The following is a 23056-nucleotide window of genomic DNA, read 5'->3' as shown; positions in this document are numbered from 1 at the left end:
CAGTATCGGGGTGGGGTGGTCACCTCCGTGGCCGCCCCACCCAGCCCTGCTCACTCCAGCCCCGCTCAGTACTTCAGCAGCCCGGAACAGACACCGATCAGGCGTTCGCGGAGCCGAGAGGCCCGTTCGCCGAACGCGCGCTGCCGCCGCACGTACTCGGCACGCCCGTGCGGCGTTTCGATCTCGATCGGCGAGTACCCCAGCTCGCTCAGGTCGTAGGGGCTTGCCCGCATGTCCATCTCGCGGATCTCGGTGGCGAGTTCGAAGCAGTCGCCCATCAGCTCGGAGGGCACGAACGGGTCCAGCTTGTAGCACCACTTGAATACGTCCATGTTGTTGTGCAGGCAGCCCGGCTGCTCCATCCGGACCCGGTCCTGCTGCGTCGGTTGCAGCGAGTTGAGCGGGCGCGCTTCGGTGCTGAAGAAGCGGAACGCGTCGTAGTGGCTGCAGCGGATCCGCATGGACTCGACCACCTCGTCGGTCCCGCTCCTCCCGAGGCGCAGCGGCCAGGAGGAGTGCCGCAGTTCGTCCTGCGAGATGCGATAGGCCATCGCCCACTCGTGGAGCCCGAAGCAGCCGAGCTGGGCGGGCCGCGACTCGGTCGCCGAGAGCAGGCGGTGGACGAACTCCACCATCTCGCGCCGTTGCGGGGTGAGCTCCGCCGGATCAACCGCGACCCCCTGGGTGGTCTCGAGATATCCCCGGCGTTCGAGGAAGGGCTGCCCGCCCTCCAGAGCCACCCCGATACCCGGTTGCCAGCGTTCCAGGCGGGAGGGGCGCTGGGTGTAGTAGGTGAACATGAAGTCCATCACCGGGTGCTTCTCACCGCGCCGCTGCCGTTCGCGGTGCGGTTGCGTCCAGTGCAGCATGCGGTTGCGATGCCGCTCGGCGCGCTCCCGCCACTGGGCTTGCGTCAGGACCTGCTCGACCACGTCCACCACGGTAGTTCAGCGGGGTTCACCCGATCCGGGAGGAGCCCCACGAGCGGGTGAGGTGGGGGTCAGGGGCACTGGTGTTCATGAGGATCTCCCGGACGCCCCGTGACCGCCCCGAGGACGGTTGGGCACCGAGCATCTCGCGGTGACGTCGCGCGGGGGCGCTCCGGACGGTGAGGGATTCAGCAGTCGGGGCGTTCCTCGTCGTCGGACTTGAGCGGCGCTGACTCCGCCGTACCGCGAGCACCGGAAGTGACGTCGCGAACACCACCTTCCGGGGGCGGGCGTTCCCGTGCCGGATCGCGGAAAGGTCTTGCGGGGGAAGCGGTCGTGGGCGGGGTCCGACTCGCGTGATCATAGCGGGCTGCGAGCACCTCGACAAGGGAGATCAACAGAGCTCGCCTCGTCCCGCTCCTGCCTGCTGCTGCCGATGCCTGTGAACTGCGAAAACGGAGATCGCAAGAACTGAGGCGGAGTCGAACGGCCCCGAAGGCGGGCCGATCACCACCCGGAGCGCTCCAGGTGGACCTGCGCGGCGCTCGTCCGAGCCCCGGAGGTCCGGTGTCCGCCCCGGGGCGGACACCGGCCACCTCGTGGGGTCACGTCACGTGCGTGGCGTCCCGAACGGTGCCGACGTACTCCTCGACGAGGTCCTCCAGCGCGACCACACCGAGCGGTTTGCCGCCGTCGTCGATGGCGGTGGCCAGGTGGCTGCCGGTGCGGCGCAGCGTCGTCAGCGCGTCGTCGAGGCGGGCCCGGCTCCGGACGCTCGGCAGCGTCCGCACCCGCGAGGACGCGACCGGGGTGTTCGGCGAACTGCCCGCCTGATCCAGCACGTCCTTGACGTGCAGGTACCCGAGCAGCCTGCCGCCGTCGGAGCGGACGGGGAACCGGGAGAAGCCGGTGGACGAGACCGCGTGCTCCACGTCGGCCAGCGTCGGGTCTCCCGGCAGCGTGGTGAGCTCGTGGAGCGGAACCAGCACGTCGCCGACGGTGCTCTCCGTCGAGGACAGCGTCTTGGCCAGCCTGCGGTGCTCGGACTGGTCCAGCAGCCCCTCCTTGCGCGACTCCACGAGCAGCTCGGCCAGCTCCGAGGAGGTGTAGGCGGTCTCCAGGTCCTCCTTGGGCTGGACCCGCAGCACCCGCAGCACCGCGTTGGCCAGCATGTTGAACAGTGCGATGAACGGCCGCGCGATCTTGACGAAGCCCACCAGGACGGGGACCAGCCACAGGGCCAGCCGCTCGGGTTCGGCGATCGCGAAGTTCTTCGGAACCATCTCGCCGATCAGCACGTGCAGCACGACCACCACGGCGAGCGCGACGGCGAAGGCCACCGCGTGCAGCAGCACGGCCGGTACGGGAACCGGGCCGAGCAACCTTTCCAGCTGGTGGGCGACTGCGGGCTCCCCGAGCCGTCCCAGTCCCAGCGAGCACAGGGTGATGCCCAGCTGGGAGCTGGTCAGCATCAGCGAGCCCTCCTGGCTGGCCCTGATGACGGTCCTGGCCCGCTGCACCCCTTGCTCGCGCAGCGCCTCCAGGCGATCGCGGCGGGAGGACAGCAGCGAGAACTCGGCCCCGACGAACAACGCGTTCAGCAGCAGGAGCAGGACCGTCAGTCCGATGGCCGTGCCGTCGTTCATCGGGACACCTCCTCCTGCCGATGGGCCCACTCGGGTAACTCGCCTGCGTCGAGCTCCGCGGGCAGGTGCTGCAGCCGCAGCTCCGCGATCCGGTTCCTGTCCATGGCGGTGACGGTCAGCATCCAGTCACCCTCCTGGATCCCGTCCCCGGGCGTGGGGATCCGTCCCAGCCTGGACAGCACCAGTCCGGCGACCGTCTCGTAGTCGCCTTCCGCCATGGTGAAGCCGGTGGCCTCCTCCAACTCGTCGGCACGCAGCAGTCCCGAGATGGTCCAGCTGGACCCGCCGGTGCGGCGGATCGCGGCCGCCTCGCGCCGGTCGTGCTCGTCCCGAACATCGCCGATGATCTCCTCGACGACGTCCTCGAGGCTGACGATGCCGGCCGTTCCGCCGTACTCGTCGACGACCAGGGCCATCTGCAGTCCGGAGCCGCGCAGTCGTTCGAGCAGCGCGTCCCCCTCGAGGGACTCCGGCACCGTGGGGACCGGCTTGGTCAGCGGCCCGACCGCGGTGTCGGCCCGCGCCTCCAGCGGAACCCCGAACGCCTGCTTCACGTGCACCACACCGTGCACGTTGTCCAGATCCCCGCTGTGCACGGGGAACCGGGAGAACCCGGTGCGCCGCGCGGTGTCGATCAGCTCCAGGACGTTGTCCGCGGCGTCGAGCGACTCGACCCGGACCCGTGGAGTCATCAGCTCCTGCGCCGTGCGCTCCCCGAAGCGCAGCGAGCGGTCCATCAGGGCTGCCGTGGCCTCGTCGAGAGTCCCGTGCTCGGCACTGGACCGCACGATCGAACCGAGCTCGTCGGGGGAGCGCGCCGAGCGCAGCTCCTCCTGGGGCTCGATGCCCATCCTGCGCAGGAACCAGTTCGCACTGTTGTTCATCCCGTTGATCAGCGGGCTGAACAGCCGGGAGAACAGGGAGTGGTAGCCCGAGACCGCTCGTGCCGTCGGCAGCGGACGTGCGATGGCGAGGTTCTTGGGAACCATCTCGCCGAAGACCATCGACAGGGTCGTGGCCAGGAAGATGGCCAGCACCAGGGCGACCGGGACGGCCGCTCCCATCGGAACCCCGAGGGAGGTGATCACCGGTCGCAGCAGGTCACCGATCAGCGGTTCGGCCACGTAACCGGTGATCAGCGTGGTCAGGGTGATCGCCACCTGAGCACCGGACAGCTGGAAGGACAGGGTGCTGTGCGCTCGACGCACGGTCCTGGCCCGCCGGTCACCGACCTCGGTGATGTGAGCGTCGATCGTGCTTCGCTCGAGGGTGGTCAGGGAGAACTCGGCCGCGACGGCCAGCCCCGTGCCGAAGGTCAGCACCCCGACGAACAGCAGCCCGGCCACAGCGATGAGAACGTCCATCAGCGCCCGCCTCGCTCTCGGCGGGTCCGGCACCGTGGCCGGTGATAGTCAACAGAGGCGCCGGGTCTTCGACCCGGCCCGGTACTGTCGTCGGTCGAGTGTGCCTCGGGCACTGACGCTGTCCCTCCTTTGCGTCAATTCACGTGGCCGCACACGGCCCAACGGGAGTCGCCCTCGACCGTGCGAGCTCGGTGGTCTCGTGTGTTCGGTGTCGGTATTCTACCGCGTCCCGTCGTGGTGCGGCCCGGGTTGTGGTGAGGATATCTGCGGGATCCGCGCGACGGCCGCTGATCGAGGTGATCCGCGGCGCGGGCCGGGAAAGCCCACGCGTGCCGACGACCGGTTCGCTCGCCCGAACCGGTCGAGCGGGGTCAGGGCTGTCTGCCGAGCATGGCCAGCAGCTTGCTCTGCGGATCCGCCGAGTCGGAAACCGGTTTGGGCGGCGCGAATATTCCCGCCCCCTGGATCGCGTCCATCCGGGGTTCGAAAACGGCGTGCACGGTCTCGACCAGTTCGGGGTCCAGGGCCTCATCGGCCCCGATTCCCCGGGCCAGGTCCCACGCGTGCACGGCCAGGTCCATGGTCATCTGCCAGCCGTACTCCTCGGTCGGGATGGTTCCTCCGGTCACGTGCACACGTCCGTCGAGCGAGGCCGCGTCCCAGGCGGAGCGCGCCGTCCCGCTCGCCTCGTTCCAGGTCTCCCTGGGGGACTCGCCGATCTGGTCGCCGTCGAAGCGGTCGCCGACCTCGGCCAGGGTGTGGCCCTCCAGCAGCCAGGGCACCCACAGCTGCTCGCTGACCAGGTGGTTGAGCAGGTCGCGCACGTTCCACTCGCTGCACGGGGTGGGATCGTCCAGCTGGTCGACCTCGGTGCGCTGGACGCGCTGGTCGAACTCGCGCATGGCGAGTCGGTGCGCCGGCAGCAGTTCCATCGTCCCTCCACGGCGACGGGGCCTCGGTGGAGCGGTAGCTCCCGCGAAGAGGATAGCCGATTCGGCGGGCGGAGGCGTGTCCTCGAACACACTGAGTGTTCGGATGTGCTACAAGCACAGTGAAGGACAGCTCGACATCACTGTGCGAAGCAGTTTTTACGCGAGAGGTCGTACATTCGAGGGACCTAGTGCTCGTTTCCAGTAACGGAGCGCGTATCCTCCCGCAAGTTGTTAGGTGGCTACAGCCGCCGTGCCATGCGTACGAGAGGACGTGATCGTGAACACCTCCACGGTTGCGAACCAGCCACGCGGGAGAGGTTTCTTCGGCCAACCTCCCGGGCTGTCCACGCTGTTCTTCACCGAGATGTGGGAGCGCTTCTCCTACTACGGGATGCGCGCCATCCTGGCGCTGTATCTCTACACCGCGGTCGCCGACGGTGGTCTGGGGCTGGACGAGAACAGGATCGCGGTGCCGCTGGTCCTGGCTTACGGATCCTCGGTGTACCTGACCGGTGTGGCCGGCGGTTGGATGGCCGATCGCGTGCTCGGGTCGCAACGCGCCATCTTCTACGGCGGCGTGCTGATCATGTTCGGGCACATCGCCATGGCCTTCCCCGGTGGTCTTCCAGCGCTGGGAGTGGGGCTCGGCCTCATCACGATCGGTTCCGGCCTGTTGAAGCCGAACGTGTCCAACGTGGTGGGCGGCCTCTACGACAAGGAGGACACGCGGCGCGACGCCGGATTCTCGATCTTCTACACGGGAATCAACCTCGGTGCCTTCATCAGCCAGATCCTGACTCCCGCCCTGCAGACCGGCATCGGCTTCCACTGGGGCTTCGGCGCGGCCGCCGTCGGGATGGCCCTCGGGCTGATCCAGTACGTTCTCGGACGTGACCGCCTCGGCGAGGCGGGGCGCCAACCGGTCAACCCGCTGCCCGCAGACCGCAGGAACACGGTCCTGACGAGGGCCGCGATCGTCGCTCTGCTGATCCTGGCCGCGCTCGGGGGCGCCGTCTTCCTGTGGGGGATCCCGGGGCTGATCAACACCATCACCGGCATCTCGATGGTGCTGCCGGTCGCGTACTTCGTGGTGATGTTCCGGAGCAACCAGATCACCAAGATGGAGCGCGACCGCCTGCTCGCCTACATCCCGCTCTTCCTGTCCACGGCCATCTTCTTCCTGCTGTTCGAACAGCAGGCCGCGACGCTGGTGGTGGTCACCGACCATCAGACCAACACCACCGTGTTCGGCCACGAGTTCCCGGTCGGGTGGTTCCAGTCGATCAACCCGCTGGCCATCATCATCCTGGCCCCGCTGTTCGCCGTCATGTGGACCAAGTTGGGGCAGCGTCAGCCGAGCACCCCGGGCAAGTTCGTGGGTGGTCTGGTCTTCGTGGGGATCGCCTTCCTGTGGGTGGTGTTCTCCAGCCTGTTCACCAACGCCGAGGGGTTGCTCAACCCCTTCATGATCGCTTTCGTGTTCGTGCTGCTGACCATCGGTGAGCTCATGCTCTCCCCGGTGGGGCTCTCGGCGACCACGAAGTTGGCTCCGCAGGCCTTCTCCTCGCAGACGATGGGGCTGTACTTCCTGGCACCGGCTCTGGGCCAGGGAGTGGCCGCGCAGGTCACGAAGCTGTACTCCGCCGACCACCAGAACCTGTACTTCGGTGGTGTCGGGATCGTGACCGTCTTCCTGGGAGTCGTGCTGGCGTTGCTGGTTCCGGTGATCAAGAAGTACATGCGCGGCGTGCTGTAGTTCCGCGCTCCGCGGACCGAGCAGGGGAGGACGCCGCCGGTCGTGCGGCCTTCCGGGGTGACCGCAGGAAGTGGTGGTGCCCCGGCTCGGTTCGTCGGAACCCGGCACGAGCGGGCACGGTCATCGCCGAAGTAGTGATCACGAGGCGGCGATCGTGCCCGCCGTTTCCGGGGCGACGGCATCGACCGCGATGCCGGTTCCGCCGCCCGCGGCCGTCCCGCTGCGGCGGGTGCCACCGCAGAACTGTCGGGTCCGCTCGTCGTCCGCGCCCGCGGCGAAGCCCCTTCGCCGCGGGCGCTGCCGTGTTCCCGGGACGGCCCGTCTCAGGGCAGCGCGACGATGTCACCGAGCACGGTGTCCTCCTCCCGCAGCCGGTGACTCGCCGGGCTGTCGTAAACGACGAGCAGCTTGTCGCCCTCGGCCTCGGAAACCACCGAGATCCCCTCGGCGTGGTCGTCACCGGAACCGTGCGGCAGCTCGAGCTCCACCGGAAGCCGTTCGGCGCGCAGCACTTCCGGATCCCGTGAACGGGCCGCGCCCTTCCAGCGGTGCACCCGCACGGGCCCGTCCAGCTCCATGGACGGACCGGCCAGGATCAGCAGGTCCTCACCGTGGGGGCACAGGTCCCGCACCCCCAGGCCGCCGAGGTCGAGGAAGTGCTTGCGGTAACGCGATCCCCCGAAGGGGTCCAGCACGAGTTCACCGGGGTTCGGCCCCTCGACGGGAGCGATCTCCAGCAGCACCGCCCAGCCGCGCAGGACGGGGCCGCGCAGCCCGAGGAAGAGGTGCTCGCCCTTGACCGCGACTCCCTCGATGTCGAGCCCGTTGTCCTTGGCCGGGATCCGGAGGAAGGGACTGAGGTGCGCGTCCTCGGCCAGGGCCTCGGTGAGACTGTCCTTGCGCCGCGCCCCGAGCACGGCGGAGCGCCTTCCGTCGCTGGTCTCCGGCACCACGCGCGGCGGCTCGTCCGCACCGCGTTCCACGGCCAGCCGAGCCACGACGTGCCGATTCGCCTCGTCGCGCACCCGGGCCAGCCGTTTCACGGCTTTGGCGTCGTCGTGCTTCGGCTTGATCTTCTTGCGCACCAGGCTGTGTGAGCCGACGGCCCACAGGTGGTCCTCGTCCAGCCCGAGTCCCTCGATGTCGGCCTCGGAGTCCTCCGGACCGGGAAGGGGCACGAGATCGGCCAGCCGAAAGGTGCGCTGCGCACCGTAGGAATCCGGATGTTCCGTGGGCTCGGCGCTCAGCCGCTCCACGGTCGCCGTCTCGTCGCCGGCCAGCCACAGGCAGCCGTTCGCGTCGCCGCGTATCGCCGAGATGTTGACGTGCGTGTCCGCCGAGACCGATTCCTCGTGGAACCGCAACGCCATTCGCCGCTCGATGTCGTGCATGCCCGCATTATGCTGCCCGCACGGCTCGGATTCGTCGACGTGTCCGATGTTGGCGCTGCGGGAGCGCCGGAGCGCTCCGACCAGTGGCTCACCTCGTCGGTTCCGCCTCCTTGCGCTCCGCGAAGCCGAACTCACGGCCGAGGTCGTGGATCGTCTGCCCGATCCGGTCCAGCAGGTTGATGGTCCGGTGCAGCGAGGTCGGTCCCGCAGGCAGGGCCTCGGCTATGTCGTGCAGTTGTTCGGTGTAGCCGTGCAGGACGCGCAGCGTCTCGTCGAAGGAGCGGTCGCTCTCCTCGGTCAGCGCTTCGGCGGACTCGGCCATGGCCCACAGCGCCTCGGCGAGCCTGCGCCGCGTGTCCTCGTCGGTCATCTCCGCGGTGTGCCCGAGCACGACCGCGAGGTTGCGCACGTAGTAGGCGCAGCCCTGCGCGACGGTCAGTTCCCGCTGCAGCCTGCTGTTCCGCGAGCGCAGTCGCAGCCCGGTCAGCGGTCGTGCGCTGTTGCGCAGTTGCTGCAGCTTCTCGTCCAGTTCGCGGGTGCTCTCGCGCAACCCGGTGACGGTTTCGGAGGAATTCGTCTCGTTGCCCGCGTGCCGCAGCAGGTCCCGCAGCTGCAGCAGGAACTCGCGGGAGCGCGAGCGCACCAAGGTGCGGGTGCTCGTGGGCAGGATCAGCACCGCGGCCAGCACACCGGCGGCCGCCCCGACCGCGGTCTCGACGAGCCTGGTGCCCAGCACCGACACCGAGAAGGTTCCCAGGATGCCGTAGAGGATGCCCAGCGCGGTGGTGATGAAGAAGGTCAGCGCCGAGTAGGAGTACCCGAGGCAGTAGAAGGCCAGGAAGAGACAGCACAGCACCAGCAGCAGCTCGGTGGTGAGGTGCCCGGTCACCTGCGAGGCGACCAGTATGCCCGCCAGCACCCCGAACACGGTTCCCGCCGTCCGCTGCCAGGCGCGGACCAGCAGGTCGCCGCGACTGTTGACGCTGATGAACACGACGAAGGCCGTGATCACCGCCCAGTACCAGCGGTTCGGGGAGACGAACTGGCCACCGAGTATGGCCAGCGCCGCCGCGCTGGTCACCTGCACGGCGATGCGCACTTCCGGGCGGCGCAGCCCGGTCTCGGTCTCCTCGCCACTCTCCGAGGAGGAGTCCTCCAGGCCGTGATCGGCCTCCTGGGCGGTTTCCTCCTCCACGGTGGATTCACCCTCGCTGCCGACTTCGGAAGTGGCCTCGGCCAGTTCCGCCATCGCCGAGCCGAGCCTGCGTACCGTCATCGCCAGCTCGACCGAGCCCTGGTGCTCGAAGTTCTCGGCGACCCTCTTGCCCGCGGCGCGGAACTCAGTCGGGTCGGTGCGCAGCACGTCCAGCAGCGGGGTCAGCGCGGGCACGGCCCTGGTGTCCTCGGGGTTCTCGAGAGCCCGGGTCAGGGGGGTGAGCAGGTTCTCCGCGGCCAGTTCGACGTTGAGCAGCCGCTGCCGGAGCAGCAGTCGGCTGCGTTCGTCGAGTCCGGGGAGTTGTTCGAGCACCCCCTCGAGCATCAGTGCCGTCTCGTTCAACCGGGTGGACCGCACCCGCAGTTGGCGGTGCCGCTTCGGCGAGTCCGGGCGTTCGGCCAGGTCCCGGACCGCGTGCAGCAGGGAGTGCACGTGCGCGCGCAGGGTTCTGCGGCCGCGTTCGAGAACCCCCTGGGGGTCGTCGCGCAGGACCGCGAAACGCAGCAGACCGGCGGCCAGTGCCCCGCACACCGCGGCGAGGGCCATGTAGGGGATCTGCCCGAGGGAGGGGCGCAGGAACATCGCGAAGAAGTAGCCGAAGAACCCGACGAAGCCCAGCGCGAAGTAGCGCACCCCGAAGCGGCGGATGTAGGTGGCGAGGAAGATGACCACGAGGAACAGCCCCACCTTCAACGACGGCAGGGGCTGGGCCGCGGTGGCCACGACCAGGCTCGCGGTCGCGGGCAACGGCATCAGCGCGGTCGTCACGAGCCGTTGCCGCTGGCTCGTGTCGTTGACGGCCACCGAGGACTGGATGGCCACGATCGCGCCGATCAGAGCGCTGGACAGCGGCTGTCCCAGCAGGCTGAGGCCGGGCAGCATCACCGCGAGGGTCAGGGCGACGGAGCAGCTCACCCTTATGGCGGTGCGAAACCTGCGGAGCGCGGGATCCGAGGCGACGAAGCGGTTCCACCACTCGCCCCACATGCTCGCCTCCGGCAGTCCTCACTCGGAAGGTCGCTTCCGACGGTGTTCACAGGCCGGGGGCGAGATTACGCCGGGTGCTGCCCGTGGGCATCGCACACGCCACGCGGCCCGGGTGAATGCGCTGGAGTTCACTCGGGTTCGCCCGGGGATCCGGGATCAACCGCTGCGGTGCCTGCGGACGCTCTCCTCCACGAGATCCAGCACCGGATCCAGGTCGTCGGCGGGCAATCCCATGGCCAGGTGCGAGACCAGCCCCTCGAGGACCAGCTCGAGGTAGGAGGTGAGCACGTCGACGTCCACGTCGTCGCGGAGGTTGCCGGAGCGGTGCTGGCGCTTGAGGCGCTCGCGGGTGGCTGCGGTGAGTTGTTCCGAGCGCTGTGCCCACCGGCTGCGGAACTCGGCGTCGGTGCGCAGTCTGCGGGAGACCTCCAGTCGGGTGCCGAGCCAGTCCGCTCCCGGAGCGGCCCCCTCCCTGCCCTGGGGGTCGGAGAGCAGGTCGCGCATGACCTGGACCAGCCCCTGCTGGGCGACCACATCGGCCATTCGCTCCGCGTCGTCCTCGGCCAGGGCGAGGAACAGGGACTCCTTGTCCTTGAAGTGGTGGAAGATGGCGCCGCGGGAGAGCCCGGTGGCTTCCTCGAGCCTGCGCACGGTCGCGCCCTCGTAGCCGTGCCGTGCGAAGCAGGCTCGCGAGCCGTCCAGGATCTGGCGGCGTCGGGCCTGCAAGTGGTCCGAGCTTACGCGAGGCATGAGTTGATCGTCGCAGCTCGCGCGGGCACATCGCAATCCGTACGTACGTTTTGTGAATTCTATCCGCGGTCGATCGCCGCGGCGGGGGCGCGCTTCCTAACAGCTCCGGCGTGTGCTGTGCAAGTGGTGCGTCACGGCGGGATCGTCGGTAGCGTAAACGTACACGAACGGACACAGGCGGTGATGAACATGGCCGTGTCGATCGAGCAGGAGGGCGACATACGTTCGGAGCCCCAGGAGATGCCCACCTCGCGGTTGCGGACCCGTGCTGAGGCGGAGGCCTACGTGGCCTCGGTGTGCTTCAAGCACGGTCCCCCGCGTCTGGTGGGTGTCGAACTCGAATGGACCGTGCACCATGCCGAAGATTTACGAAAACCTCTCGATACCGCGCTCTTGAACAGAGCTCTCGGCCCCCACGCCCCCGACTCCCTGAACCCGGACAGCCCCCACCAGCCGCTGCCGAACGGATCGGTGCTCACCCTTGAGCCAGGGGGGCAGGTCGAGATATCCAGCCCGCCCCACGAGGCGATGGACGGGCTGTTCGCGGCGGTGGAGGCCGACGCGGAATACCTGCGCGAAGCGGTGGAACGCGCGGGACTGGTCCTCGGTGACCGGGGCATCGATCCGTGGCGTGCCCCGCGAAGAGTGCTGTCGGTTCCGCGTTACGCCGCCATGCAACACGCCTTCGACCGGATCGGAAGCGGCGGCAGGCGCATGATGTGCAGCACTGCCGGGGTGCAGGTGTGCCTCGACATGGGCGAACGTGAGCGCCTGGAAGCCCGGTGGGCCGCCCTGCACGCGCTGGGTCCCGTTTTCACGGCCACGTTCGCCAACTCACCGGTGTCCCTCGGAGCCGAGACCGGCTGGGCCTCGGCACGCGCGCGCTCACTGCTGCACACCGACCCCCCGCGCACCCGTCCCGCTCCGATCACCTCGGACCCGGCACGCTGCTGGGCCGGACACGTGCTCGACGTCCCCGTCGTGTGCCTGCGCAGGCAGAGCGGTGACTGGACGGCACCGAGCGGTATCAGCTTCGCGGAGTGGATCGGGGGATCACTCGGTGAGGCCCCGAACCGGGACGATCTCGATTACCACCTGAGCACGATGTTTCCCCCGGTGCGCCCCCGCGGTTACTTCGAGGTGCGCTACCTCGACGCCCAGCCGGGGTCGGAGTGGATGCTGCCGGTGGCGGCCCTGACGGCGTTGTTCCGTTCGGAAACCGTGGTGGACAAGGTGCTGGAGGAGACCGCTCCGGTCGCGCACCGCTGGGTCTCCGCGGCGCGGGACGGTTTGCACGATTCCGAGATCGCCCGCAGCGCGGGAGCGATCTTCGACCTGGCCTGCCGCTGCCTGGAGGCGGCCCCGGACGCCCCGAGCGGACTGGCCGAAAGGGTGGCGGCCTCGGTCGGGCGGCGCCTCGGGGCCCGCTGAAACGGAGTCCGTGCGGCGGGAAACCCAGTGGAACGGCGCAGCTGCCCCGAGAAGTCCCGCGGTCCTGCCCGCGGGCGGATCACGCGGGGCGGTAGCCGGCCGGACGCACGAGTACTGTCGAAAATTCCAAGGAGGACACCGGTGAGCACGATCGGTCCGGAAGCCGTGGATCTGTCCCCGGAGGAGCTTCGCGACCGCGTCGCGGTCGAACTGGAACGCACTCGGCGTCGCAGTGCGGAGCTGACCGACGCCGTGGACGACGAGGAACTGGTCAAACAGCACTCTTCGCTGATGTCCCCGCTGGTCTGGGACCTCGCCCACATCGGAAGCCAGGAGGAGCAGTGGTTGGTGCGCGACGTCGGCGGACGACGTGCGCTGCGCCCGGACATCGACGATCTCTACGACGCCTTCCAGCACTCCCGTGCGGACCGCCCGGAGCTCCCCCTGCTCGGTCCGGACGAGTCCAGGCAGTACGTCGCCACCGTCAGGGACAAGGTGTACGACGTGCTCGGAAGGGCGCCGCTGGAGGGAAGGAGACTGGTCGAACACGCCTTCGCTTTCGGGATGATCGTGCAGCACGAGCAACAGCACGACGAGACCATGCTGGCCACGCACCAGCTGCGCCGCGGGAGCCCCGTGCTGCACGCTCCGGATCCGCCCGGGGCCGAGGCCGGCGGTGAGAGGCGCGGGGAGGTGCTGGTTCCGGGCGGCCCCTTCACGATGGGCACGTCCGCGGAGCCGTGGGCGCTGGACAACGAGCGTCCGGCCCACCGGGTCCACGTGGACGACTTCCTCATCGACTCCCACCCGGTCACCAACGCCGACTTCTTCCGGTTCATCGACGCGGGCGGGTACCGGCAACCGTGCTGGTGGAGCGAGCAGGGGTGGCAGTACCTGGCGCACGCCGAGCTGAGCGCACCACTGTTCTGGCAGCGCAGCGGTGACGTGTGGCTGCGCCGCAGATTCGGGCGCCTCGAGCCGGTTCCGCCGGACGAACCGGTCGTGCACGTCAGCTTCCACGAGGCGCAGGCCTACGCGAACTGGGCGGGCAAACGACTCCCGAGCGAAGCGGAGTGGGAGAAGGCGGCGCGGTTCGACCCGAGCACGGGGAGGTCGCAGCGCTATCCGTGGGGCGAGGACCCCCCGGAGGAGCGGCACGCCAACCTCGGACAGCGCCATCTGCGCCCTGCTCCGGTGGGAACCTACTCCGCGGGGCGCGCCCCCTCCGGTGCCTGGCAGCTGATCGGTGACGTGTGGGAGTGGACGGCCTCGGACTTCGCCCCCTACCCGGGATTCGAGGCGTTTCCCTACCGGGAGTACTCCGAGGTGTTCTTCGGGCCCTCCTACAAGGTGTTGCGCGGCGGTTCCTTCGGAACCGACCCGGCCGCGTGCAGGGCGACGTTCCGGAACTGGGACTTCCCCGTACGCAGGCAGATCTTCGCCGGATTCCGCTGCGCCCGCACACCCGCGGCCGCCGAGCTCGACTGATCGGAGCTGGGCATGTGTCGCCACATCGGATATCTGGGCCCGCAGGTCGGGCTGGACGAACTGCTGCTGCACCCCGCGCACTCGCTGGTCGAACAGACCTGGGCGCCGAACGACATGCGTGCTGGGGGAGCGGTCAACGTGGATGGTTTCGGGGTCGGCTGGTACGGGCGGGACAGCACGGTCCCGAAGCGCTACAGGGCGGAGGGGCCGATGTGGGCCGATGGCAACTTCGCCGAGCTCGCGGGCTGCCTGCGGTCCGGTGCCGTCGTCGGGGCCGTCCGCTCGGCGACCGGATCGTCCCCGGCGGGGCGCGCGGCCTGCGCTCCGTTCGGTTCCGGTCCTTGGCTGTTCAGCCACAACGGCTCGGTGCCGGGATGGCCGGACTCGCTGGCCGACCTCGCGGACAAGCTGGACCCCGCGGAACTGGTGACTCTGGACGCCCCCGTGGACTCGGCACTGGTGTGGGCGCTGTTGCTGCACCGGCTGGACGGGGGGCAACCACCGGCGGACGCCGTGCGCGACACGTTGGCCGAAGTGGTCGCGGCGTCGCCGCGGGCACGGATGAACCTGCTGCTGTCCGACGGGAACACGCTGATCGCCACCACGTGGGCGCACTCCCTGGCGGTGTGCCGCACAGCCGAGGCGGTGCTGCTGGCCTCGGAACCCTTCGAACTTCCCGCGGCGGCACTGGGCGGGACCAGTTCCGCCGGGGACGGGAGTCCCGAGTGGCATCCCGTCCCCGAGGGATCCCTCGTGGTCGCCGACCGCGTCTCCACCAGCTGCACACCGTTGTTCGAGAACTCCCCCGAGAGCAGGTAACCGGATGAACTCAGTGGAACCGCTGGACCACGGCTCGGGCACCGACGCGACGCGCGAACTGCTGGCCGACGCGCGGGCCGGGCTCACCGACGTCCCCAAGTGGTTGCCCCCGAAATGGTTCTACGACGCGCGCGGCAGCGAGCTGTTCGAACGCATCACCGAGCTGCCCGAGTACTACCAGACGCGGGCCGAGTACGGGATCCTGGAGCGGCACGCGCTGGACATCGTGGAAAGAACCGGAGTGGACACCCTGGTCGAGCTCGGTTCGGGGTCCTCCTACAAGACCAGGCTGCTGTTGGACGCGATGCGCAAGCACGGAACGCCGAAGCGCTTCGTTCCCTCGGACGTGTCACGCTCGGCCCTGCGCGGTGCGCTCGCGGCGCTTTCCGCGGACTACCCGGAACTGGAGCTGCGCGGGATCGTCGGCGACTTCGCCACGACGCTGGCGGCGTTGCCCGCCGAGGGCGAACGGATGATCGCGCTGCTCGGGGGGACCATCGGCAACATGCCCGTCGAGCAGCGGGGCGGCTTCCTCCGCGAGGTGCGGGGATCCCTGGCGCGCGGGGAGTGGTTCCTGCTGGGGACCGACCTGGTCAAGGACCCGTCCCGGCTGTGCCGGGCCTACGACGACGGTGCCGGGGTGACCGCGGAGTTCAACAGGAACGTGCTGCACGTGCTCAACCGCGAGCTCGGGGGGAACTTCCCGGTGGAGGAGTTCGAGCACCGGGCCCGCTACGAGCGGGAGCGGGAACGCATCGTGCTGACGCTGCGCGCAGGCCGCGCGATGCGGGTGTGGCTGCGGGTCCCCGAACTGGCCGTGGACTTCGCCCCGGGGGAGGAGATCGAGACCGAGATGTCGGCGAAGTTCCGTCGCGCGGGGGTCGAAGCGGAGCTGGAGGCGGCGGGGTTCGAGCTCGCCGAGTGGTACACCGACGAGGCCGGTGACTTCGCCGTTTCGCTGGCCCGCGCCCGCTGATCCCGGTGCCGCGTCGTGGTTCAGCCGTTCCGCGCCGGGGAGTCGACCGCGCCTGCGGCGTCGCCCGCGGCGTCGCCCGCGGCGGACTCCCGCAGCTCGGGGGAACGCATCAGGCAAGGCAGACACGGCATCCCCGCGGGAAGTTCCGAGATCTCGGCCTGCTCGGCGGGAATGCCGATACCGCAGTGGGTCCGCCACTCGGTCGGTGCGGGATCGGAATCGTCCAGCGTGGTCAGGTGCACCTGACGCTGGGTCTCTCCCACGATCCCGGCCCGGTACCGGACGACGACCGTGCCGGTCACGTGGTGGCCCCGACGCGTTCCTTGGCGACCTCCATGCAGCTGTCGCAGGTGGGCCAGAGCCAGTTGAGCTCGTTGGACGCGGCTGCCACGACCGTGCGCCCGCAGAGCGTGTCGAGCCTTTCGCCCGCACCGTGCTGCTTCCCACCCGGCAGTGGTCCCGCGACGGCGTGACGTTGTTGTTCGGCGGGCTGCCAGTGGTGTTTGAGTTCGCTCGTCATGATCACACCTCCGTGCGGGAGACGCGCGGCTCGGGCAGAGGTGATGCGTGCGGACGGAATCTGTGACCGTTTTCACCCATCCGAGTGAGCCAAGTCGTTAACGGAGTCCCGGCTCATCGCGATCCTAGTAGGGATTTCCACGAATGTGTCCGTTCGGTCTCAGGTCCGCGCTTCGAACTCCCGGGACTGCCGGCGCCGAACCCTCCGTCCGAGCGCTCGAGGTCGCCGCGCGGCGCTCCGGCGAGACCGACCGAGTCGGGCCCGGGAGTCACCGCGGGAGGCGGGGCCGTCGCCCGCGCCCCGCGCGAACCGGGACGGCGAGGCCTGCGTCGTCCGTCGTGAGCGATGTGGCGCCGTGGCCGGGGAACGGCCACGGCGCCACATCGGTGGAGCGGTGCTCGGTCAGGAGTTGACCATGTTCCGCAGCACGTACTGCAGGATGCCGCCGTTGCGGTAGTAGTCGGCCTCACCGGGCGTGTCCACGCGCACGTCCGCGTCGAACTCGACGGTGGAGCCGTCCTCCTTGGTGGCGGTCACCTTGACGGTGCTCGGGATTTCCCCGTGGTTGAACTCGGTGAGCCCGGCGATGTCGTAGTGCTCGGTACCGTCCAGCCCGAGCGACTCGGCGGTGCTTCCCGCGGGGAACTGCAGCGGGACGACGCCCATGCCGATCAGGTTGGACCTGTGGATCCGCTCGAAGGACTCGGCGATCACGGCGCGCACGCCGAGCAGCGCCGTTCCCTTGGCGGCCCAGTCGCGGGAGGAACCGGAGCCGTACTCCTTGCCCGCGAGCACCACCAGCGGGGTCCCCTGCGCGGCGTAGTTCTGCGCGGCGTCGTAGATGAACGCCTGCGGCCCGTCGGGCTGGGTGAAGTCCCGGGTGTAACCGCCCTGCACGTCGTCGAGCAGCAGGTTGCGCAACCTGATGTTGGCGAAGGTGCCGCGGATCATCACCTCGTGGTTGCCCCGCCGCGAGCCGTAGGAGTTGAAGTCCTTGCGCTCGATGCCGTGCTCACGCAGGTACTGCCCGGCCGGGGAGTCCGGCTTGATGGCCCCGGCGGGGGAGATGTGATCGGTGGTGACCGAATCACCGAGCAGCGCGAGAACCCTGGCGCCCGAGATGTCGTTGAGCGGTTCGGGTTCGCTGCCCATGCCCTCGAAGAAGGGAGGCTTGCGGACGTAGGTGGAGTCCGGGTCCCACTCGAAGGTCTCCCCCTCGGGGGTGGGCAGCTCCCGCCAGCGCTGGTCTCCGGCGAACACGTCGGAGTAGTCGTTGGTGAACATCTCCTGCGTGATCGCGGAGTCCATGGTCTGCTGGATCTCCTGCGGACTCGGCCAGATGTCGCTGAGGTAGATCGGCTCGCCCGCCGAGTCGTGGCCCAGCGGGTCGTTGGCGAAGTCGAAGTCCATCGAACCGGCCAACGCGTAGGCGATCACCAGCGGCGGCGAGGCCAGGTAGTTCATCTTGACGTCCGGGTTGATCCGGCCCTCGAAGTTCCGGTTGCCGGACAGCACCGACACGACCGAGAGGTCGTTGTCCTGCACGGTCTGCGAGATCTCCTGGGGGAGCGGGCCGGAGTTGCCGATGCAGGTGGTGCAGCCGTAGCCGACCAGGTGATAGCCCAGCTTCTCCAGGTACGGCCAGAGCCCGGCCTTCTCGTAGTAGTCGGTGACCACCTGCGAGCCGGGAGCCATCGAGGTCTTGACCCAGGGCTTGGTCTCGAGCCCCTTGTCGACGGCGTTGCGGGCCAGCAGCGCGGCACCGAGCATCACCGAGGGGTTGGAGGTGTTGGTGCAGGAGGTGATGGACGCGATCACCACGGCACCGTGGTCGAGCACGAACTCGCCCCGCTCCTCGGAGGAGACCTTGACGGGGTTGGAGACCCTGCCCGCGGCTCCGTCGGCCGCGGAGACCAGCTTGGGCTTGTCACCCTCGTCGTGGTGGGTCACCGCGGGCGCGTCGCTGGCGGGGAAGGACTCCTCGCCGGCCTCGTCGAGCGCGGTGTCGTCGGAGTTGACCGAGACGTACTCCTTGAGCGAGCCGCGGAAGGAGCTCTTGGACTCGGAGATGGCGATCCGGTCCTGCGGACGCTTCGGGCCGGCGATGGAGGGAACCACGGTGGACAGGTCCAGCTCGAGGTACTCGGAGTACTCGGGCTCGCGGCTCGGGTCGTGCCACAGGCCCTGCTCCTTGGCGTAGCTCTCGACCAGGTCGAGCTGCTCCTGGGAACGGCCGGTGAGCTTGAGGTACCGGAGGGTTTCCTCGTCGATCGGGAAGATCGCCGCGGTGGAGCCGAACTCCGGGCTCATGTTGCCGATCGTGGCCCGGTTCGCCAGGGGGACTGAGGCGACGCCGGAGCCGTAGAACTCCACGAACTTGCCGACGGCGCCGTGCTCGCGCAGCATCTCGGTGATCGTCAGCACCACGTCGGTCGCGGTGGCCCCCGGCGGGATGTCGCCGGTCAACTTGAACCCGACGACCTTGGGGATGAGCATCGAAACCGGCTGGCCCAGCATGGCGGCCTCAGCCTCGATGCCGCCGACTCCCCAGCCCAGGACACCGAGCCCGTTGACCATCGTGGTGTGCGAGTCGGTGCCCACGCAGGTGTCCGGGTAGGCCTGGCCGTTGCGGGCCATCACCCCGCGGGCGAGGTGCTCGATGTTGACCTGGTGGACGATGCCGGTTCCCGGGGGGACGACCTTGAACTCGTCGAAGGCGTTCTGGCCCCACCGCAGGAACTGGTAGCGCTCCTTGTTGCGCCCGTACTCGAACTCGACGTTGCGCTCGAAGGCGTCCGACTTGCCGAACACGTCGATGACCACGGAGTGGTCGATGACCAGCTCGGCCGGAGCCAGCGGGTTGACCGAGGAGGCGTCACCGCCGAGCTCGACGACCGCCTCGCGCATCGTGGCGAGGTCGACGACGCAGGGGACACCGGTGAAGTCCTGCATGATCACCCGGCCGGGGGTGAACTGGATCTCGGTGTCCGGCTCGGCCTTGGGGTCCCAGTTGCCCAGGGCGCGCACGTGGTCGGCGGTTATGTTCACGCCGTCCTCGGTGCGCAGCAGGTTTTCCAGCAGGATCTTGAGACTGTAGGGCAGCCGCTGCGCGCCGTCGACGGCGTCGAGCCGGAACACCTCGTAGGAGGCGTCGCCGACCTGCAACGTGTCGCGGGCGCCGAAGCTGTCCTTGCTCACAGGTGCAGTCACGTTTCACTCCATCTCGTGACGGGCGTGCGCAAGTTCGGGAACCACACGGGTCCGGTGGAGTCTCGCGCACACCGGTGGTTCGTGCGCGCGGACCCTTGCTTCAGCGTAAACAGTACGCTTGTCCTATATTTGTCTTCAAGGCAGGGGCGGCCGAAACGAACCCCGGGTTGTGCACGTTCGCGCAATTCTCGTCGTTTTTCCTCGTCGGAATGAACGGATGCGTGCGGACGGGCCAACGGAGCCCGAACTCCGCGTGAATCCTCCGTCCCGTCGGACCGTGCCAACCGGCCGGATCGAGCGGACCGGGACATCGAGCGGATCGGGACGCAGTACGAGCCGGAGCGCGGGACTCGGGGAGAACCCCGCTCGGGAAGCACGTCGGTCCACCGGGGACGACACCGGTCAGAGCCGCTGCGGATCGGTCTCGCTCAGCCCTCCGTCCAGCCACAACCACCTGGTGATGCCGATCTCTCCGAGGAACGTGACGTCGTGGCCGGTCACGATCAGCGCTCCCCGGTACGCGGACAGCGCCGCGACCAGCTGCCGGACGCTGTGCGTGTCGAGATTGTTGGTGGGCTCGTCCAGCAGCAGCAGCTGTGGAGCCGGCTCGGCCAGCATCAACACGGCCAGACCGGCTCTGAAACGTTCTCCTCCCGAGAGGGTGGACGCGGTTCGGTCCGCGCGATCCCCGGTGAACAGGAAGCGCGCCAGCCGCGCCCGCACCTCGTTGTCCGTGATCCCCGGAGCCAGTCGCTTGGCGTTCTCGATCACCGAGAGGTGCTCGTCGAGGACGTCGGCGTGTTGCGGCATGTAGCGCAGCGGGACCGGCGTCTGCACCGCTCCGCCGCCGACCGCGCTCCTGCCCGCAACGGTGTGCAGCAGGGTGGACTTGCCAGCACCGTTGGGCCCGGTGAGCGCGATCCGCTCCGGCCCGCGCAGCTCGAGGTCCCCGAGCAGCTCCCCGCGGGGAGTCCGCGCGTCGCGCACCGCGAGCACGCGCCGGCCGGCGGGTACGGCCGTGGCGGGAAGGTCGATCCGAACCAGCTCGTCGTCGCGCACGCGTTGCTCGGCCGACTCCAGGCGCGCCCGCGCCTCCTCCAGCGCCCGCTCCCGCATGATCCGCTGCTTGCCCGCCGAGTCCTGGGCGGCTCGCTTCCGCTGCCCCAGCACGATTCGCGGAGCGCGGTTCTCGGCGTGCATCCGAATGCCGTAACGCTTGCTCCTGGCCTGCTTCTCCTGCTGCTCGGCCCGCTTGCGTCGTTGGCGCCGCACCTCGGAGTCGGCGGAGCGAACCGCGCGCTCAGCGGCCTCGCGCTCCGCTTCGAGCGCTCGTTCGTAGTGGTCCAGGTTCCCGCCGTAGTCGGTGATCACACCGTTGCGCAGTTCGGAGATGCGGTCCATCGCCCGGAGCAGCTCCCGGTCGTGGCTGATCGCGATCAGCGTTCCCCCGTAGTTCCGCACGGCTTCCCGGAGCAGGCCCCTGGCGCGGCGATCCAGATTGTTGGTCGGTTCGTCGAGCAGCAGCACGTTCGGGCGGCGAAGCAGCTGGGCGGCCAGGTGAAGCAGCACGAGCTCCCCGCCGGATATCTCGACCACCGAGCGGTCGAGTCCGAGCGCGCCCAGGCCGACCCGCTCGAGCGCGGCCAGCGAGCGCTGTTCGACGTCCCAGTCGTCGTCGAGAACCGAGAACTGCCGCTCGTCGGCGACTCCGCTTTCGATGGAGCGCAGCGCGGCTCTCCTGCGCGAGACGCCCAGCACGTCCTCGACCCGTTCCGCCGGGTCGGTCGTGATGTGCTGCGGCAGCAGACCGGTCTCACCGGTGATGCGGACGGTTCCCTCCTGCGGGGTCAGTTCGCGGGTCAGCAGTTTCAGCAGGGTGGATTTGCCCGCTCCGTTGAGGCCGATCAGTCCGGTGCGTCCGGCTCCGGCCGTCCAGTCGAGGCCGTGAAGCACGCGCGTGCCGTCCGGCCAGGAGAAGGAGAGGTTGCCGCAAACCACGGTCCCGTTCTCACACATGAAGGTGTCTCCCGTGAACAAGTCGTGTCCGGTTGGTTCCGACGTGTGGAGACACCGCACCTGCGCCGCACGCGTGAGAGCGATTCGAAACGGCCGGAGCCGAAGCGAGGAGGCACTCGATCAGAGGTCACGTCACCGGCACGCGCCGAAAGGCACGCACGGTGTCTCGCCGACCTCAGCTGAGCACGTTCCCTCCTCGGGGATGGCGACAAGTCGGGAGTCGACCCTAGACAGCCGCGTCCCGGCGCGCAACCGATTTTTCCCGGCGGTGCTGCCGGAACGAGGAGGAACTTCCCGGAGAACAACTCCGGATGGTGCTTTCTCCGCAACCGCGGTTCCGCTCGACGCTGCCCGCTGCGCTGCGGAGCCCGCTGTGCTCGCGCGGTCGAACGGCGTGCTGGAAAACCCGGCGCTCCGGGGAGACGATCGTGACATCGACGGGTTCCTGAGCGGCGGAATGCGCAGCACAGGCCGCAGCGGAGGAGATTTCGCCCTCGACGGGGCCGTGCTCGTCGAATCGCGTGCCGCTCCGGAGCGGGACTACGGTGTCGGACATGAGCGACCAGGCACTTCCGCAACGCAGGTTGAGCGAGTACGGCCCCACCGTGAGCGCCGTGGGGTACGGGGCGATGGGACTGTCCGGCGTCTACGGGCAGGCCGATGACGCGGAATCGGAGCGGTTGCTGCGGCAGTTGCTCGATCTCGGGGTGAATTTCGTCGACACCGCCGACGTCTACGGCGACGGTCACAACGAGCAGCTGATCTCGCGCGTGTTGGCCGACCGCCGTGACGAAGTCGTGCTGGCGACCAAGTTCGGAGCGGGCAGCGAGACCGGCCTGGGCAGGCCGGAGCACGTGCACGCATCCATCGACGCGAGCCTGCGGAGGTTGGGGGCCGACTACGTCGACCTCTACTACCTGCACCGGGTGGACCCGGATACGCCGATCGAGGAGACGGTCGGGGCGATGGGCGAGCTCGTCAAGGCCGGCAAGGTCGGCTACATCGGACTTTCCGAGGTCAGCGCGGAAACCCTGCGCCGGGCGCACGCCACGCATCGGATCACCGCCGTGCAGCAGGAGTACTCCCTGTTCAGCCGCGAGCCGGAGGAAAGGCTGCTACCGACCATGCGGGAGCTCGGTGTCGGCCTGGTTCCCTACTCCCCGCTGGGCAGGGGGATCCTCGGTGGCGGATTCCAGGGCGGTGATCAGGTGGAGAACCTCGATCAGCGCAGCAAGCGCTACCCGCGGTTCGCGGGCCAGAACCTGGACCAGAACCTGCAACTGGCCGGTGAACTGCAGCGCAAGGCCGAGGAACTCGGACGTACTCCGGCGGAGCTCGCGCTCGGATGGGTGCTGGCCCAGGGGGAGGACGTCGTTCCCATCCCCGGCAGCAGGAATCCGGACAGGGTCGCGGCCAACGTGGAGGCGGCGCGTCGTCCGCTCGACGGAACCGTGGTCGCGGAGCTGAGCCGGATGTTCCCCGTGGGGGTGGCCGCGGGGGACCGCTACGCCCCGGAGTACTCCTCCAGGTTGGAGCTCTGAGCGGAGCGCGGCACCGGACTGGTTCGCCGGATGTCGCGGGCTTCGCCGCCCGGTGGTGAAGCCCCGGGCGGCGAACCGACTCGC

The 23056-nt window shown here is 69.1% G+C and carries 17 protein-coding genes; 6 read left to right on the top strand and 11 right to left on the bottom strand.

The features are described 5' to 3' along the window. Nucleotides 1-65 precede the first annotated feature (65 nt). From G9Q41_RS07350 to G9Q41_RS07335, 4 genes are all read right to left on the bottom strand, one after another. On the bottom strand, nt 66-869 hold the full coding sequence (locus G9Q41_RS07350; RefSeq protein ID WP_165632427.1) for a 3-methyladenine DNA glycosylase: 804 nt from the start codon (nt 867-869) through the stop codon (nt 66-68). 665 nt (nt 870-1534) lie between these two features. Then, nucleotides 1535-2575 carry a hemolysin family protein gene (locus G9Q41_RS07345; RefSeq protein ID WP_165632187.1) on the bottom strand — a complete coding sequence of 347 codons (1041 nt, stop codon included), beginning with the start codon at nt 2573-2575 and terminating at the stop codon, nt 1535-1537. Beyond that, nucleotides 2572-3939 (bottom strand): hemolysin family protein, encoded by a 1368-nt coding sequence (locus tag G9Q41_RS07340; RefSeq protein WP_165632186.1) that lies wholly within the window; start codon nt 3937-3939, stop codon nt 2572-2574. The genes G9Q41_RS07345 and G9Q41_RS07340 overlap by 4 nt, the downstream gene beginning before the upstream one ends. A 371-nt stretch (nt 3940-4310) precedes the next feature. Next, complete coding sequence (locus G9Q41_RS07335; RefSeq protein WP_165632185.1) at nt 4311-4871, bottom strand: TIGR03086 family metal-binding protein; 561 nt, start codon at nt 4869-4871, stop codon at nt 4311-4313. Nucleotides 4872-5142: 271 nt separating this feature from the next. Here G9Q41_RS07335 and G9Q41_RS07330 point away from each other — a divergent pair, with 271 nt between their 5' ends. Continuing rightward, complete coding sequence (locus tag G9Q41_RS07330) at nt 5143-6627, top strand: peptide MFS transporter (protein ID WP_092521839.1); 1485 nt, start codon at nt 5143-5145, stop codon at nt 6625-6627. Between the two features lie 323 nt (nt 6628-6950). Here the strand turns inward: G9Q41_RS07330 and G9Q41_RS07325 are convergent, their stop codons facing one another. The 3 genes from G9Q41_RS07325 to G9Q41_RS07315 form a co-directional block, all read right to left on the bottom strand. Continuing rightward, nucleotides 6951-8018, bottom strand: a complete 1068-nt coding sequence (locus G9Q41_RS07325; RefSeq protein ID WP_092521837.1) for a DUF3616 domain-containing protein — start codon at nt 8016-8018, stop codon at nt 6951-6953. An 88-nt stretch (nt 8019-8106) separates the two neighbouring features. Further along, the gene (locus tag G9Q41_RS07320; protein ID WP_092521835.1) at nt 8107-10221 is read right to left on the bottom strand and encodes an FUSC family protein; all 2115 of its coding nucleotides are present in this window, start codon (nt 10219-10221) and stop codon (nt 8107-8109) included. A gap of 156 nt (nt 10222-10377) precedes the next feature. After that, entirely contained in the window at nt 10378-10971 is a 594-nt protein-coding gene (locus tag G9Q41_RS07315; RefSeq protein WP_092521833.1) for a TetR/AcrR family transcriptional regulator, read from the bottom strand. A gap of 189 nt (nt 10972-11160) precedes the next feature. On the opposite strand from G9Q41_RS07315, the gene egtA reads away from it, so the two are divergent. The 4 genes from egtA to egtD all read left to right on the top strand — a co-directional run bounded on the left by egtA (nt 11161) and on the right by egtD (nt 15685). Then, nucleotides 11161-12402, top strand: coding sequence for an ergothioneine biosynthesis glutamate--cysteine ligase EgtA (gene egtA / locus G9Q41_RS07310; protein ID WP_242687231.1), 1242 nt, complete (start codon nt 11161-11163; stop codon nt 12400-12402). A 141-nt stretch (nt 12403-12543) separates the two neighbouring features. Then, nucleotides 12544-13890 carry an ergothioneine biosynthesis protein EgtB gene (gene egtB / locus G9Q41_RS07305; RefSeq protein WP_092521829.1) on the top strand — a complete coding sequence of 449 codons (1347 nt, stop codon included), beginning with the start codon at nt 12544-12546 and terminating at the stop codon, nt 13888-13890. A gap of 12 nt (nt 13891-13902) precedes the next feature. Continuing rightward, a complete protein-coding gene (gene egtC, locus G9Q41_RS07300; RefSeq protein WP_165632184.1) occupies nt 13903-14709 on the top strand; it encodes an ergothioneine biosynthesis protein EgtC in 807 nt (268 codons plus the stop codon). Between the two features lie 4 nt (nt 14710-14713). Next, nucleotides 14714-15685, top strand: coding sequence for an L-histidine N(alpha)-methyltransferase (egtD, locus tag G9Q41_RS07295; protein ID WP_165632183.1), 972 nt, complete (start codon nt 14714-14716; stop codon nt 15683-15685). A 20-nt stretch (nt 15686-15705) separates the two neighbouring features. On the opposite strand, the gene G9Q41_RS07290 is transcribed toward egtD, so the two are convergent. From G9Q41_RS07290 to G9Q41_RS07275, 4 genes are all read right to left on the bottom strand, one after another. Beyond that, nucleotides 15706-15987: a hypothetical protein gene (locus G9Q41_RS07290; RefSeq protein ID WP_165632182.1), complete on the bottom strand. Its 282-nt coding sequence runs from the start codon at nt 15985-15987 to the stop codon at nt 15706-15708. After that, nucleotides 15984-16205 (bottom strand): zinc finger protein, encoded by a 222-nt coding sequence (locus G9Q41_RS07285; protein WP_092522810.1) that lies wholly within the window; start codon nt 16203-16205, stop codon nt 15984-15986. The genes G9Q41_RS07290 and G9Q41_RS07285 overlap by 4 nt, the downstream gene beginning before the upstream one ends. Nucleotides 16206-16607: 402 nt before the next feature. After that, nucleotides 16608-19415 carry an aconitate hydratase AcnA gene (gene acnA, locus G9Q41_RS07280; RefSeq protein ID WP_165632181.1) on the bottom strand — a complete coding sequence of 936 codons (2808 nt, stop codon included), beginning with the start codon at nt 19413-19415 and terminating at the stop codon, nt 16608-16610. 402 nt (nt 19416-19817) lie between these two features. Next, nucleotides 19818-21431: an ABC-F family ATP-binding cassette domain-containing protein gene (locus tag G9Q41_RS07275; protein ID WP_165632180.1), complete on the bottom strand. Its 1614-nt coding sequence runs from the start codon at nt 21429-21431 to the stop codon at nt 19818-19820. 554 nt (nt 21432-21985) lie between these two features. Here G9Q41_RS07275 and G9Q41_RS07270 point away from each other — a divergent pair. After that, nucleotides 21986-22972, top strand: a complete 987-nt coding sequence (locus G9Q41_RS07270; RefSeq protein WP_092522806.1) for an aldo/keto reductase — start codon at nt 21986-21988, stop codon at nt 22970-22972. Nucleotides 22973-23056 lie beyond the last annotated feature (84 nt).

Origin of the sequence: Actinopolyspora sp. BKK2 (assembly GCF_011291845.1) — a bacterium.
GTDB classification, from domain to species: domain Bacteria; phylum Actinomycetota; class Actinomycetes; order Mycobacteriales; family Pseudonocardiaceae; genus Actinopolyspora; species Actinopolyspora saharensis.
Note: the sequence above shows the minus strand (reverse complement) of the source record. Positions and strands in the feature narration are given on the sequence as shown.